The organism is Azospirillum brasilense (assembly GCF_022023855.1).
Classification (GTDB): Bacteria; Pseudomonadota; Alphaproteobacteria; order Azospirillales; family Azospirillaceae; genus Azospirillum; species Azospirillum brasilense_F.
Map to the genome: position 1 here is coordinate 1453475 of NZ_CP059450.1, position 14026 is coordinate 1467500.

Annotated in this window: 10 protein-coding genes (1 of these 10 only partly in view); 9 read left to right on the forward strand and 1 reads right to left on the reverse strand. The window is 68.1% G+C overall.

From position 1 onward, the window contains the following. Positions 1-73 precede the first annotated feature (73 nt). Positions 74-1555, reverse strand: a complete 1482-nt coding sequence (locus H1Q64_RS20065) for a lipopolysaccharide biosynthesis protein (protein WP_237905315.1) — start codon at positions 1553-1555, stop codon at positions 74-76. 848 nt (positions 1556-2403) lie between these two features. Here H1Q64_RS20065 and H1Q64_RS20070 point away from each other — a divergent pair. From H1Q64_RS20070 to asnB, 9 genes are all read left to right on the forward strand, one after another. Next, positions 2404-3849 carry an exopolysaccharide biosynthesis polyprenyl glycosylphosphotransferase gene (locus H1Q64_RS20070; RefSeq protein WP_237905316.1) on the forward strand — a complete coding sequence of 482 codons (1446 nt, stop codon included), beginning with the start codon at positions 2404-2406 and terminating at the stop codon, positions 3847-3849. Between the two features lie 282 nt (positions 3850-4131). Next, positions 4132-5469 carry an O-antigen ligase family protein gene (locus tag H1Q64_RS20075; protein WP_237905317.1) on the forward strand — a complete coding sequence of 446 codons (1338 nt, stop codon included), beginning with the start codon at positions 4132-4134 and terminating at the stop codon, positions 5467-5469. 61 nt (positions 5470-5530) lie between these two features. Continuing rightward, positions 5531-6463 (forward strand): glycosyltransferase family 2 protein, encoded by a 933-nt coding sequence (locus tag H1Q64_RS20080; protein WP_237905318.1) that lies wholly within the window; start codon positions 5531-5533, stop codon positions 6461-6463. A 7-nt stretch (positions 6464-6470) separates the two neighbouring features. Continuing rightward, on the forward strand, positions 6471-7679 hold the full coding sequence (locus tag H1Q64_RS20085) for a glycosyltransferase family 4 protein (protein ID WP_237905319.1): 1209 nt from the start codon (positions 6471-6473) through the stop codon (positions 7677-7679). Positions 7680-7759: 80 nt separating this feature from the next. Next, a complete protein-coding gene (locus tag H1Q64_RS20090; protein ID WP_237905320.1) occupies positions 7760-8887 on the forward strand; it encodes a glycosyltransferase family 4 protein in 1128 nt (375 codons plus the stop codon). 117 nt (positions 8888-9004) lie between these two features. Further along, on the forward strand, positions 9005-9916 hold the full coding sequence (locus H1Q64_RS20095; protein WP_237905321.1) for a polysaccharide deacetylase family protein: 912 nt from the start codon (positions 9005-9007) through the stop codon (positions 9914-9916). Positions 9917-10451: 535 nt separating this feature from the next. Further along, the gene (locus H1Q64_RS20100) at positions 10452-10748 is read left to right on the forward strand and encodes an acyl carrier protein (protein ID WP_094306874.1); all 297 of its coding nucleotides are present in this window, start codon (positions 10452-10454) and stop codon (positions 10746-10748) included. Positions 10749-10812: 64 nt separating this feature from the next. After that, positions 10813-12372: a class I adenylate-forming enzyme family protein gene (locus H1Q64_RS20105; protein ID WP_237905322.1), complete on the forward strand. Its 1560-nt coding sequence runs from the start codon at positions 10813-10815 to the stop codon at positions 12370-12372. A 55-nt stretch (positions 12373-12427) separates the two neighbouring features. Next, on the forward strand, positions 12428-14026 hold the 5' portion of the coding sequence (gene asnB, locus H1Q64_RS20110; RefSeq protein WP_237905323.1) for an asparagine synthase (glutamine-hydrolyzing). The gene runs 420 nt beyond the window's last position; 1599 of the gene's 2019 nt are visible here — the first part of the coding sequence; it begins with the start codon at positions 12428-12430; the stop codon falls past the right edge of the window.

Genomic DNA, 14026 nt, shown 5'->3' on the forward strand with positions numbered 1-14026 from the left:
CCGTCGAGGCGGACCATGAGGAAGGGCTGGCGGAGCGATCCGCCGGCCCTTTCCGTTTTCAGGGCATGCGCCTTCAGGACGCCGATTGCAGGCGGCGGACGCGGCCCAGCAGCAGCTTGCCCAGCATCGCCCGGCCCGCCGAACCCATGCCCGGGCCGAACACCGCCGCTGCCAGGAACACCAGCACCAGCACCACCTTCTCCGCTGTGAAGGCCGGGTCGACCTCGGTGCCGAACAGGTACCAGCCTGCCGCATAGGCGAAAGCCGCCGGCACCAGGATCCAGCCGATCCGCACCGCGTTCAGCGGCACTTCGTCGCGGCAGATGCGGCGGCGCACCGTCTCGGTCAGGGCGATCTGGAAGATCTCGCGCCCGAGGTTGGCCAGCGCGGCGCCGAGCAGACCCCACTGCCAGACCAGCGCCAGCGCCAGGGCCGAGCCCACGGCGAGGCTGGCCGCGGAGATCCAGGGCAGCACGCCGACGCGCTTGGCCTTCAGGATCGCCACCTCCGGATTCATGCGCACCCCGTGCAGCACATAGGCCAGCACCAGGAAGGGCATGCTGGTCAGCACCGGCGTGTAGTCGGCCGACGCGATCAGCCAGAGGATCTCCGGCGCGGTCAGCGCCAGCCCCAGCCCGGCCCCGGTCAGCAGGACGACGAACAGGTGGAAGACGAAATCCGCCTGGCCGTGGTCCGCCGCGCCATGCTGGGACTCCAGCCGGCTGACCGACCAGATCTGCAGGAAGGAGGCGGTGAGGAACATGAAGAGGATCTGCGACAGCCGCATCCCGAAGGCGAACAGGCCCACCGCCGCCGTGGACAGCAGGATGTTCAGCAGCCAGCGCGAGACGAAGTTGTTGGCGATGTCCAGCAGCGACTGCGGCGCGTAGGGCAACCCCAGCGCCGCCACGCGCTTCAGGATCGGGAAGGAGAAGGAGAAGCCCGTGTCCTTCAGGATCGCCACCACCAGCAGGAGGCCGAGCGCCAGGAAGGACGCGCCGTTCGCCAGGAAGATGCCCTCCACCCCGAGGCCGAGCGCCCACAGGAACAGCAGGTTGAAGGCCAGCAGGGCCACCACCTTGGCCAACGACACCAGCAGGCACAGGCCCGACCGCTTGCGCGCCCGGTAGTAGGCCAGCGCCAGCTCGAACAGGGTGGTCAGGGCGACGCCGGCCAGCGCGATCGCCATCACCGCCGCGTGGCCGGTGTCGCCGAACATCGCCCAGCTTCCCGCCAGGCCCAGCGGCCAGGCCAGCCCGACCATCGCCACCGAGGTGCCGACCACCGCCAGCAGGCAGGTGCTGGCGACGCGCCGTCGGTCGCCCTCCTCGACATGTTCGAAATAGACGGCGGTGAAGGCGTTGTTCATGCCGATCATCAGCATGACCGCCAGCAGGTCCGCGACCACCACCACCAGCGCGTAGACGCCGAATTCGGAAGGGCTGAGAAGCCGGGTGTAGAGCGGCAGGAGCAGAAGCCCGGCAGCCCGGTTCACCACGTTGGCCAGCATGAACAGCCAACCGTGTTTCAAGATCGTCGCTGCTTCGGACGCCATCAGGAACTCCGCCTAGAACTCCGGTGGGGCGGCACTGCCGCACCCGCGAACGCAATTCCGATGATTGGAACCGGACCGGGACGTTTCAATTTCGCGTTGGTGCCGTCGTCGTCCTCTTCGGACTTATCCCGATGGCAACCTGTGCCCCCACCCCGACCCTCCCCCCGCTACGCAGGGGAGGGAGATTACTGCCAAGCAACGGCAGTCCCCTCCCCTGCGATAGCGGGGAAGGGTAAGGGTGGGGGCAAGACCCAGCGGGCAATCCACCCACCCTGCGAGGGCACTTCACCGCGATCAACGGGGCGTTGGAGACACCATCTCATCCGAAATCGCCGGTCGGCTTCTTATGGGATACGTCCGCGCCACCGTCTTGGCGGGACAGGCAGACCAACTCGGGGCATGCCGCCGCCGCCCGGCGCCGCACCCCACCATAGGGGACGCGGAACATCCCCCGAATACCTCCAATTTGCGGGAAGGAAAGGGGTAGCTGGGGAGCGGCGGTGGCAGCGCCGCCACCGATCCGGATGATCCGGACGAAGTCACCCACTTTCCTTAATCTCTTCAAACTCACCCAGGGGAATCCACTCTGGATGTAAGGGGTATCGCCGCTGGCCGAGGAGGCCTCTTGTGATTTGTTGATTGACGGCAGCCTTTATCCTAATTCGTGGAGAACAGCGCAACCTTCTGATCTGTCTGCACAGAGGCGGAGAAAGCGCTGATATTTGTGTGTCTTTCTGAACACAGAAAGACTCAAAGAAAAAGCTGATGAGAAACCGTCTTTCGCTGCGGCGCGTTAGGTCAGGCGCGAGACGGATGACATTCCGTTTCACACATAAATGGGACCTGCGATGAGCAAACTCGACCCAGAAGCGGTCATCAATCTGGCCCCGGTGAAGAAGACGGCCATGCCGACGGTGGGACCCGGGCTGCTGTTGGCGCTGTCCGACGGCTTCATGCTCGCCCTGCTCGGCTGGACGCTCATCCAGCTGTTCGGAAGCGACACCCTGACCCCGGAAGCGGACCTGTCGCAGCGCGCCCTGGTCACCGGCCTGATGCTGGTGCCGCTGGTGAAATCGGTTTTCGGAATTTATTCGCTGGGCCGCTTCGACTATCTGGAGCGCACCCGCCGCACCTTCCAGGCGGCCCTGCTGTCGGTCGCCGTTCTGGCCGTTCCCTTCATCGTGATGGACGGCTTCCGCTCCTTCTTCGTCGAGGCGCTGTCGGTCGCTCTGATCGGCTTCGCGATCACCTACGCCGCCGACCTGCTGCTGGTGCACGGCCTGATGGCCAGCGCGCTGAACTGGCGCACCCCCGTGGTCATCGTCGGCGCCGGCCCGCAGGGGGCGGCCATCGCGGAGAAGCTGCAGCGCCTGCCCTGGCTTGGGATGCGCCCGGTCTGCTTCTTCGACGACGACGACACGCTGTGGCAGACCCGCGTCGCCAACCTGCCGGTGGTCGGCTCGACCGACCTGCTCGCCAAGTCCCCGGCCTACGCCCAGCAGGCCCAGGCCGCCATCGTCGCCGACATCGGGCGCCACAAGAACGAGCTGACGACCCTGGTCGAGCGGCTGCCCTTCAAGCAGGTCTATTGCCTGCTGGGCGAGGGCAACGTCAGCGCGGTGGACGCCACCTACCACAACCTGCACGGTTCGCTGGCCCTGCGTGTCTCGGTCCGTCCGCCGACCAGCTACCTGCGCATCCGCCGCGCGCTGGACATCCTGCTCTCGGGCATCCTGCTGGTGGCGGTGGCGCCGCTGATGCTAGGCATCGCCGCGGCGATCCGTCTGGACAGCCCCGGCCCGGTCATGTTCCGCCAGAAGCGCTGGGCCGGCGGCGACAAGACCTTCGACGTGCTGAAGTTCCGCTCGATGCACATCAACGCGGAGGAGCACCTCCAGCGCCTGCTGGAGAACGATCCGAAGATGCGCGAAGAGTATATGACCTACCACAAGCTGACCTACGACCCGCGCATCACCCCGGTCGGCCGCTTCCTGCGCAAGACCTCGCTCGACGAGCTGCCGCAGCTGGTGAACATCCTGATGGGCGACATGAGCCTGATCGGCCCGCGCGCCTACATGCCGAAGGAACTGCCGGAGGTCGGCGCCTCCGCGGACGTCATCGGCTCCGTCCGTCCGGGCCTGACCGGCTACTGGCAGGTGTCGGGACGCCACCGCACCACCTTCCAGGAACGCGTCGCCATGGACGTCTTCTACGTCCGCAACTGCGGCCTGCTGTTCGACTTCTACATCCTGTGCAAGACCGCGGTGATCGTCCTCAAGGGCGACGGGTCATGACCCTGCGGCGCCCCATCCAGGCCCCTCTTCCCACCTGGGAGAGGGGCTTTCCCTTTTCTGGGGTCCATTCCGGACCTGGGCTGCATATGCCCTGCGGGACCCGCAAGATCGGGGTGGGTGGCCCAACCGGAGGTAGCCCCGACGGGGACGGCCTCCTTAGGCCTAATGCCTCCGCCCGGCTACAGGTCCGGGCATCGGGTTGGCATCTTCAGAGAACGATGCGGTGCGCCCGTCATGGGCGTTCACTGCCATAGCAGCCCTTTTCACCGGAACAGCGGCCCCATGAAAGTCCTCGAAGTTCTGGAAAAGAGCATCACCGTCTTCTGCATCGTCTCGTTCGGCGGGTCGGTGCTTCCGGCGCTGCTGACCGGCGGCGGCACGACCGATCCGGACGCACCGGGCGCGGTGATCTACTTCATGGCCGTCTACGTCATGATCCTGGGCTTGATCGCGCTGCGGCCCAGCCTGGCCTTCCGCATCCCGACGGGAAGCCCGGCGGTGTCGCTGATCGTGGCGCTGGCCTTCCTGTCTGCCCTGTGGTCGATCTACCCGGACGTGACGCTGCGCCGCGCGGTGGCCTTCCTGTTCACCACCGCCTTCGCCGTCTATCTCGCCCTGCGCTACACCTTCCCGGAGATCGTCCGGATGCTGGCGACGGGCCTGTCGATCCTGATGGTGCTGTCCTACGCCTCGGTCTTCGCCATGCCGGCGGTCGGGCTCGACCACGAGCAGCATGTCGGCGCCTGGAAGGGCATCTTCTGGCAGAAGAACGTCACGGGCCGCATGATGGTCTGGCTGGTGCTCTGCCTGCTCTGGCTCGACTGGACGCGCGAGGGCAAGCGCTGGGTGGTCCGCCCGCTGCTGCTGATGGCCCTGCTGCTGATCGTGATGAGCCGGTCGGGCACCGGTCTGGTGACCTCGATCCTGGTCGCCGGCCTGCTGCTGGTCAGCGGCTTCGTGCGCGGCGGCATCCGCAGCTTCGCGCCGGCCATGGCCTTCGTCCTGCTGGTCGCGGTGGTCGGTATCACCAGCGGCACGACCTTCTGGCACGACATCCTCTACATGCTGGGCCGCGACCCGACGCTGACCGGGCGCACGGTGCTGTGGGAACACACGCTGATGTCCATCCAGGACCGCTTCCTGCTCGGCTGGGGCTACGGCGCCTACTGGTACGGAGCCTACGGTCCGGGCAGCACCTTCACCCAGGGCTGGGGTATCAACTCCGCCCACAACGGATGGATGGAGGCGTGGCTCGACCTCGGCCTGCCCGGCGTGATCCTGACGGCGATGCTGATGGGACGCCTGCTGATCCAAGGCTTCGGCGCCATCCGCTACAGCGGGAACCGCGCCGAGCCCGCCTGGATCTTCACCGTCGGCTGCGCCCTGCTGCTGATCTCGGTGTCGGAGAGCGTGTTCCTGGAGCGCCATTCCCTGAACTGGATCGTGCTGGTGATCGCGGTGACCCGCCTCGTGCAGCGCCGCCGCTGGGCGAAGATGCAGGCCCGCATGCAAGACCAGCAGCAGGCGTACAACGCCGGCTTCGCCAGTTCCTCCCCCTACGGAACCTCCTACGGCGGGCCTCCGGCCGCCGGCTGGAGCGGTCCGGCCCGCCCCGGCTGACGTAAGGAGGCCCCCTCATGTTCCGCCCCCCGAAATCTCCGTCGCGACAGAAGGTAATGTCATGACGTCCCCCCAAGAGATGGTCACCGTCGTAATCCCCACCCGCAACCGGCCGGACATGGTCGCGCGGGCCGTGGAGAGCGCCCTGGCCCAGACCTACGCCCCGCTCGAGGTCGTCGTCGTGATCGACGGGCCCGACCCCGCCACCGAGGAGCGCCTGAGGGCGTTCGGCGACCCGCGGCTGACCGTGATCGCGCTGGAACAGAACCGCGGCGCCGCCGGCGCCCGCAATCTGGGCGTGGACCGCGCGGAGGGCGCCTGGATCGCCTTCCTCGACGACGACGACGAATGGATGCCGGGCAAGATCGCCCTGCAGATGGCCGCCCGCCCGCCCGGCGTGCGCTACCCGATCATGAGCTGCCGCTGCAAGGTGGTGACGGCCCGCGGCGACTTCGAATGGCCGCGGCGCCTGTGCACCCCGCGGGACCGGATTGGCGACTACCTGTTCGTCCGCCACGGGCTGTTCAAGGGCGAGACCTTCGCCCCCACCACCACCCTGCTGGCTCCGAAGGCGCTGCTCCAGCGCCAACCGATTCCGAAATCGGCCTTCGACGACTGGGAGTGGCTGATCTCCTGCGGGCAGATCGAAGGCTGCGCCCTGGTGACCGTGCCGGAGGTGCTGGCGATCCACTACACGGAATCGGACCGCATCACCCTGTCGACCTGCCACAACATCGACATGGCCCTGAACTGGGCGGAGTCGGTGCGGCCCCGGCTGTCGCCCCGCGCCTACGCCAGCCTGCTGCTCCAGGCCACCGGCGGGGAGCAGGCGGCACGCACCCCGGCGGTGCGCAAGCGCATCCTGAAATCGGCGCTGCGCGACGGCGCGCCGACCCCGATGGCGCTGACCACCTTCCTGATGCATTCGCTGATGCCGGTCGGGCTGCGGCGCCGGCTGCGTCAGGCCATCTTCTCGGCTCCCGGCGCGGCGTGAGGGCAGAATGGGTTTGATCGACAGGGGTTTCCGGCGCAAAAAGGCGTCCCGCGCCTGCATTGTCTTCGCCACCCCCGGCGCGCTCGACGGCGGCGGGGGGATCGGGCGGATGACGGGCTACATCGTCGACGCCTTCCAGAACAGCCCCGCCGCCCCGGAAACCGTGGTGCTCGACACCCGCGGCACCGGCAGCGCCCTGCTGTCGCCGGTCTATCTAGCCGGCACGCTGGCGCGGCTGAGCGCCCTGATGCTGCGCCGCCGCCCGTCGGTCGTGCACATCAACGTGTCGGAGAACGCCAGCGTCTGGCGCAAGGCGGTGGTCCAGCTCTTCGCCGGGCTGTTCTCCTGCCCCACGGTCGTGCACCTGCACGGCGCGTCCTTCATGGAGTATTTCGACAAGGGGCCGGTGTCCCGCGCGATCAGCCGCTGGCTGTTCGACCGCTGCGGCATCGCTCTGGTGCTGGGCGAGAGCTGGCGGAACTTCCTGGTGCAGTCGGTCGGGACGGACCCGCACAAGGTCCGCGTGCTCTACAACGCCGTGCCGGACATCGGCGCCGACCTGCCGGTTCGCGCCGCCCCGCCGGAGGGGGCGATCGTGTCGCTGCTGGTGCTCGCCAACCTGTCGGAGCGCAAGGGCATCGGCACGCTGCTGCGCTCCTGCCGGCTGATGAAGGACCAGGGCTTCCGCTTCCGCGTGACCATCGGCGGCGGCGGCGACGTCGAGGGCTACCGCCGCATGGCGGCGGAGCTGGGCGTGGACGGCGACTGCCGGTTCGAGGGCTGGATCTCCCGCGAGCAGGCGCACGCCCATCTGCGCGACCACGACATGCTGCTTCTGCCCTCGACCCACGAGGGGCTGCCCATGGTGATCCTGGAGGCGCTGTCCACCGGCATGCCCGTCGTCACCACCCCGGTCGGCTCGATCCCGGAGGTGCTGACCGACGGGGAGACGGCGCGCATCGTCCCGGTCAACGACCCGGAGGCGCTGGCCCACGCGGTCCGCGACCTCGCCACCCGGCCGGCGCTCTACGCGCGCCTGTCGGCGGAGGGGCGTCGGCTGTTCCTGGAGAAATTCGTCATCGAGTCCTATGGCCGCAGCCTTCAGGACATCTATGCGGAGCTGAACCGCCCCGACGCCGTTCGGCGCCCCTCGCTGGGGGCACTGCCCGACGCTGCAGCGGCCAAGCCATCGCTGACCCGCGCGGGCCGACAGTAAGAACCCATTTTTCCCGCGGGGTCCTTTAATTCCTTCCTCCCTGAAGCTTCGCGAGGGGAGCGCGACAGTCAGGAGCGGATATGATCTACATCGTTTCACCCGGCGGCACGCTCGAAAAGGGCGGCATGGGGCGAATCGTCGACAACTTCACGACGGACTTACGGGAGAACCGCCCCGACGTGAAGTTCGAGGTGATCGACAGCTACGGGCCGAACGCAAAATTCCATCTGATGCCCTTCTACTTCGCCGCCGCGCTGCTGCGCCTGTTCGGCTGCTTCGCGACCGGCAAGGCCCAGCTCGTGCACATCCACATGGCCGAGTACGGCAGCGTGCTGCGCAAGGGACTGATCGTCGCCATGGCCTCGCTGTTCCGGGTGCCGGTCGTCCTGCATCTGCACGGCGGGCGCTTTCCGAAACATTACGAGGACGCCAAGCCGCTGTCCCGGTGGGCCATCCGCCACATGATGGAGATGACCAGCGAGGTGGTGGTGCTGGGCGAATACTGGCGCAACTGGGTGGTCACCACCTTCCCGGCCGTGCGCCGTGCGACCCTGCTGCACAACGCCGTGCCGGGACCGGAGACGATCCCGGAGCGCGCGGAGGACGGGCCGGTGCGCCTGCTGTTCCTCGGCCGCCTGATCAAGCTGAAGGGCATCGACGTCCTGCTGGACGCCCTGGCGTCGGAGACCTGCCGCAGCCGCTCCTGGCAACTGACCATCGCCGGCGACGGCGATCTGGAAACCTACCGCGCGCAGGCCAAGGCGCTGGGGTTGGGGGAGCGCGTGCGCTTCACCGGCTGGCTCGACCAGACCGGCTGCCGCAAGGAACTGGTGCAGGCCCATGTGCTGGTCCAGCCCTCCATGTTCGAGGGGCTGCCGATGTCGGTGCTTGAGGCCATGGCCAATGGTCTGACCATCGTCGCCACTCCGGTCGGCAGCGTGGGCGACGCCATCGCCGACGAGGAGACCGGCCTGCTGGTGCCGCCGGGCGACCGGACGGCCCTGGCCGAGGCGCTGGCCCGCGTGATCGACGACGCGGAGTTGCGCCGCCGGCTGGGCGAGGGCGCCCGCCGCCGCTTCGAACGCCAGTTCGACATCGCCGTCTACCGGGAACGCATCGTGGAGATCTACCGCCGCAACGCCCGCGGTTGGATGTCCGAGCCGGCGCCCACGGCATCCATCGGGCCGCGCCGGGCTCGCTCCGGCTGACGACCCCGCCGATCCCGGGCCCGGTCCGAACCGGGCCCGTCCTGCCTTTCAACCGGTCCGCAACCGCCTTGCCAGCCGTGAACAAAGGACCGGACACACAGCAGAGGTCCAATCCCCATGAAGCAAGCCATCGCGGCCGGAATCGTGCGCTGGACGGGAGTCGGTGCCCTGTTCCGAAATCTGTTCGCGCGCCGGAACGTGACCATCGTCGTGTATCACGACCCGGACCCGGAGGTGATGCGCGCGCACCTCGCCTGGTACGCCGAGCGCTACAGCTTCACCACGCTGGACGCGGTGGCCGACGCGCTGGAGAGCGGGCGGTGGGGTGACCTGCCGCCCTATCCGCTTGTCGTCACCTTTGACGACGGCCACCGCAACAACGCCCGCCTGGAACCTCTGTTCAAGGAGTTCGGGGTTCGCCCGACCATTTACCTGTGCAGCCGGGTGGTCGGCACCGCCCGCCCCTATTGGTGGAAGACCGCCGCGGCCGGGCGAATCGGCGCCGAGACTCTGAAACGCCTTCCCGATCCGGAACGCCGCCGCCGGCTCGCCGAAGCCGGCGACGATCCCGACCGGGACGGCGCCGACCGCCAGTCGCTGACCTGGGATGAGGTGCGACATCTGGCCGCCGTCACCGATTACGGCGCCCACACCCGCACCCACCCGATCCTCCTGCAATGCGACGACCAGCGCTGCGCCGAGGAGATCGCGCTGTGCAAGACCGAGCTGGAGGAGGCCACCGGCCTGCCCTGCCGCCATTTCGCCTTCCCCAACGGCGATTTCAGCGACCGCGAGGTGGCGATCATCCGACAGGCCGGCTACCGCACCGCGCGCACCATCGATCCGGGCTGGAATGGCCCGAAGGCCGATCCGCTGCGGCTGCACGCCGTGCCCATTTCCGATGACGCCGCGGTGGACTGGCTGTCGGTGCAGGTGACCGGCATCCCGGCTTGGCTGCGCAAGCGCAAGAATGGCGGCGTCGCGTCGAACCCCGCCCCGACGCACGGCGATCCGCTGCCGGCGGCGTGATCCTGGCCTTATGGCAAGCGCTTCCGATGTCCCCTCGCCCCTCTGGGGAGAGGGTTAGAGTGAGGGGGTTGCGCTTTTGCCGGACGCGCCGCCACGCGCAACCCCCTCACCCGGCCCTTCGGGCCACCCTCTCCCCAGAGGGGCGAGGGAAAGCACGCCCGCCCCCTCAGCAACCATGACGAGAGCGATAGGCCTGCCTACGCCGCAAGTCAGAGAGGGCTCTCCAAGAGTACGAGAAGGTATTCCCTGCTCAATTGCAATGACCCTGAGTGGTTAGCCACTGTCTTCACCGTCCGATCGTCCTTTGCACTCTCGAAAACACCGCATTCGAATGCAATAAAGAATGACGTACTCGGCGGCGTTGCCGAAGCCTCTCTGCAAAGAACGGGAAATGCCTTTCCCAATCCCACGCAACGAGGCGGTAACACCGAAAGGAACGGAACGGCCCCTTTGGAGTAACCCCCAACGAGGTCGACCACCGTCCCGAACTGCCGGCCAAGGATCGACGATCAAACCCACAGGAGTTGCCAGCGACATGCGGACCGCCATCACCACCGAGACGACGACCCTGAGCGCACCCGCCACCCAGGAAATCCGCGCCTTCATCGTGGAGAACTTCCTGCTCGGCAGCGACTCCGGCTTCGACAACGCCGAATCCCTGCTGGAGACCGGCATCATCGACTCCACCGGCATCATGCACGTCGTGGCCTTCCTGGAAGAGCACTTCGGCATCATCGTCGAGGACGAGGACATGGTGGCCGACAACCTCGAATCGGTCAGCCGCATCGCCGCCTACGTCGAGCGCAAGCGGGCCCTGAAGGACGCGGCCTGATCCTTCCGCCAGGACGGAACGGGCCATCGGGACAGTCACCGAAGCCAGGCAAGGGAACAGCGTCATGGCGCACCTGCTTCATCAGCTCCTCAGCGAAACCGCCGCAAGGCGGCCCAACCACACCGCTTTGATCGCGGGTGAGAACGCCGTCACCTTCGCCGAGCTGGACCGCCAGAGCGACGCCGTCGCCTGCGCGCTCCAGTCCGCCGGGGTGGTGCGCGGCGACCGCGTGGCGGTCATGCTGGAGAACTCGATCGAGTATGTCGCCGGGCTGTTCGGCGCGCTGAAGGCCGGGGCCGTCTATGTCCCCGTCAACCCGTCCACCAAGGCGGACAAGCTGGCCTACATCCTGACCGACGCCGGCGTGCGGGCGCTGATCGCTCCCGCCGCGCTCGCCCGTCAGGTTGTGCCGGCGGCTGGTGAGGCATCCCACCTCGCCACCACGCTGTGGGTCGGGCCCGCCGTGCCGGCCGGGGCCGGCGGGCTCTCCTTCACGGATATCGTGGCAGCCCACCCGGACACCCAGTCCGGAAGCACCAAGCCGCAGAACCGCGGCCTGATCGACCAGGATCTGGCCGCCATCCTCTACACCTCGGGAACCACCGGGCGGCCCAAGGGCGTGATGCTCAGCCACGCCGCGCTGGTGAACACCACCTGGTCGATCTCCACCTATCTGGAGAACACGCCCGACGACGTCGTGATGTGCGTCCTGCCGCTGACCTTTGGGTACGGCTTGTCGCAGATCCTGACCGGGGCGCGGGTCGGCTTCACGGTGGTTCTGGAACGCTCCTTCGCCTTCCCCGCGGAAACGCTGGCCCGCATGATGAAGCACCGCATCACCGGCCTGCCCGGCGTGCCGACCTTCTTCTCCACCCTTCTCGGGATGGAGGCGCTGAAGACCGCCGACCTCTCCTCGCTGCGCTACCTGACCAACGCGGCGGCCCCCCTGCCAACCGCCCACATCGACCGCCTGCGCGAGCGCTTCCCGGATGCCGCCTTCTACTCGATGTACGGCATGACGGAATGCTGCACCCGCATCTGCTACCTCGACCCGCGGGACCTCGGCACCAAGACCGCCTCAGTGGGCCGGGCCATTCCCAATTGCGAAGCCTATGTGGTGGACGAGCTTGGCAACCGCGCCGCCCCCGGCGAGGTCGGCGAGCTGGTGGTCCGCGGCGCCAACCTGATGCGCGGCTACTGGAACCGCCCGGAGGAAACCGCCAAGCGCCTGCGCAGCGGGCCGCAGGGCGAGACCCTGCTCTTCACCGGCGACCTCTTCACCATGGACGCCGACGGTTGCCTCTACTTCGTCAGCCGCAAGGACGACGTGTTCAAGTGCCGCGGCGAGAAAGTCAGCCCCAAGGAGGTCGAGAACGCCCTCTACGAGCTGGAAGCCGTGGTCGAAGCCGCCGTGCTCGGCGTGCCCGACCCCGCCGACGGCATGGCGGTGAAGGCCTATCTGGTCGTCCGTCCCGGCGCCACCCTGACCGAGATGGCGATCCGCCAGCACTGCCGGGGCCGTCTGGAAAGCCATCTGGTGCCCAAATTCATCGAGATCCGCGACGAGTTGCCGAAGACCGAGTCCGGCAAGATCAAGCGCGCGATGCTCGCCGAAACCGCCTGACTTTTTTACCGCCGATCCCTTTCCCGCCGGATCAAGACACACAGGAGAGCGTGCGATGTGTGGTGTCGCCGGAGTTCTCGCCGGGCCGCGTGCCGAGCCCGCCGGACTCGACGAACTGAAGCGCATGATCGCCATGATCGGGCACCGCGGCCCGGACGGCTACGGCTTCTACCGCGACGGGCGGATCGGGCTCGCCCATGCGCGCCTCAGCATCGTCGGCTTGGCCGGCGGCTTCCAGCCGATCCACAACGAGGAACGGACACTCTGGATCACCTTCAACGGCGAGATCTTCAACCACGTCGAGCTGCGGCGTGACCTCGAGGCGCGCGGGCACCGCTTCTACACCCGCACCGACACCGAGGTGATCGTCCACGCCTTCGAGGAATACGGCCCCGCCGCCTGGGCCAAGCTGAACGGCCAGTTCGCCATCGGCCTGTGGGACGCGGTGAAGCGCGAGCTGTGGCTGGTCCGCGACCGGCTGGGCATCCTGCCGCTGTTCTACGCCCGCAGCGGCGACCACCTCGCCTTCGCGTCGGAGGCCAAGGCCCTGTTCGGCGGCGGGCGGATCGAGCCGCGCTTCGACGCCGCCCGCCTCGCCCAGGTCTTCACCCACTGGAGCGTCGCCCCCCAGGGCAGCGTCTTCGCCGGGGTGCAGAGCGTGCCGCCGGCCACCGCCATCCGCATCGACGCCGACCTGCGCCTGCACGAGGCCCGCTATTGGGAGCCGGACATGGCCGGCGATCCCGCCCTGTCCCGCATCACGCTGGACGAGGCGGCGGACCGGCTGGAGGAGAAGCTGCTCGACGCCATCCGCCTGCGGCTGCGCGCCGACGTGCCGGTGGGCGTCTACATCAGCGGCGGGTTGGACAGTTCGGTGATCGCGGCGCTGGCCCGCAAGCTCGACACCACGCAGATGCACAGCTTCGGCGTGCGCTTCGCCGACAACGCCTTCGACGAGACGCCGCAGCAGCGGCTGGTCGCCGGCCATGTCGGGACGGAGCATCACGACATCCTCTGCACGGCGGAGGACATCCAGGCGGCTCTGCCCGACGTGATCTGGCACGGCGAATCGCCGCTGGTCCGCACCGCCCCGGCGCCGCTCTTCCTGCTTTCCCGCCTCGTCCGCGACAGCGGCATCCGCGTCGTGCTGTCCGGCGAGGGCGCCGACGAGTGGCTGGCGGGCTACGACATCTTCAAGGAGGACAAGGTCCGCCGCTTCTGGGCGCGGCAACCGCACTCCACCGCGCGCCCGAAGCTGCTCAGCCGCATCCATCCCTACGCCGCCACCAGCGGCCAGAAGGACAGCCCGCTCTGGCAGGCCTTCTGGAAGCGCGGCATGACGGAGACGGACGATCCCTTCTACGCCCATCGTATCCGCTGGCAGAACACCGCCTGGACCCAGCGCCTGCTGGCCCCGGACGTGCGCTCCGCCGCCAACGCGCAGGCCTTCGACGAGGCCGTCGCCGCCCATCTGCCCGCCGGCTGGTCGCGCTGGAGTCCGCTCGCCCGCACCCAGTGGACGGAGATCGCCGCCTTCATGTCACCCTACCTGCTGACCAGCCAGGGCGACCGGGTGGCGATGGCCAACAGCATCGAGGTCCGCTATCCCTTCCTCGATCCGGAGGTGGACGACCTCTGCGCCGCCCTGCCCGAC

Bases quoted from the DNA above. Each gene is read 5' to 3' on its own strand.
- H1Q64_RS20065 (WP_237905315.1), bottom strand. From the start codon at position 1,555: ATGGCGTCCGAAGCAGCGACGATCTTGAAACACGGTTGGCTGTTCATG.
- H1Q64_RS20070 (WP_237905316.1), top strand. From the start codon at position 2,404: ATGAGCAAACTCGACCCAGAAGCGGTCATCAATCTGGCCCCGGTGAAG.
- H1Q64_RS20075 (WP_237905317.1), top strand. From the start codon at position 4,132: ATGAAAGTCCTCGAAGTTCTGGAAAAGAGCATCACCGTCTTCTGCATC.
- H1Q64_RS20080 (WP_237905318.1), top strand. From the start codon at position 5,531: ATGACGTCCCCCCAAGAGATGGTCACCGTCGTAATCCCCACCCGCAAC.
- H1Q64_RS20085 (WP_237905319.1), top strand. From the start codon at position 6,471: ATGGGTTTGATCGACAGGGGTTTCCGGCGCAAAAAGGCGTCCCGCGCC.
- H1Q64_RS20090 (WP_237905320.1), top strand. From the start codon at position 7,760: ATGATCTACATCGTTTCACCCGGCGGCACGCTCGAAAAGGGCGGCATG.
- H1Q64_RS20095 (WP_237905321.1), top strand. From the start codon at position 9,005: ATGAAGCAAGCCATCGCGGCCGGAATCGTGCGCTGGACGGGAGTCGGT.
- H1Q64_RS20100 (WP_094306874.1), top strand. From the start codon at position 10,452: ATGCGGACCGCCATCACCACCGAGACGACGACCCTGAGCGCACCCGCC.
- H1Q64_RS20105 (WP_237905322.1), top strand. From the start codon at position 10,813: ATGGCGCACCTGCTTCATCAGCTCCTCAGCGAAACCGCCGCAAGGCGG.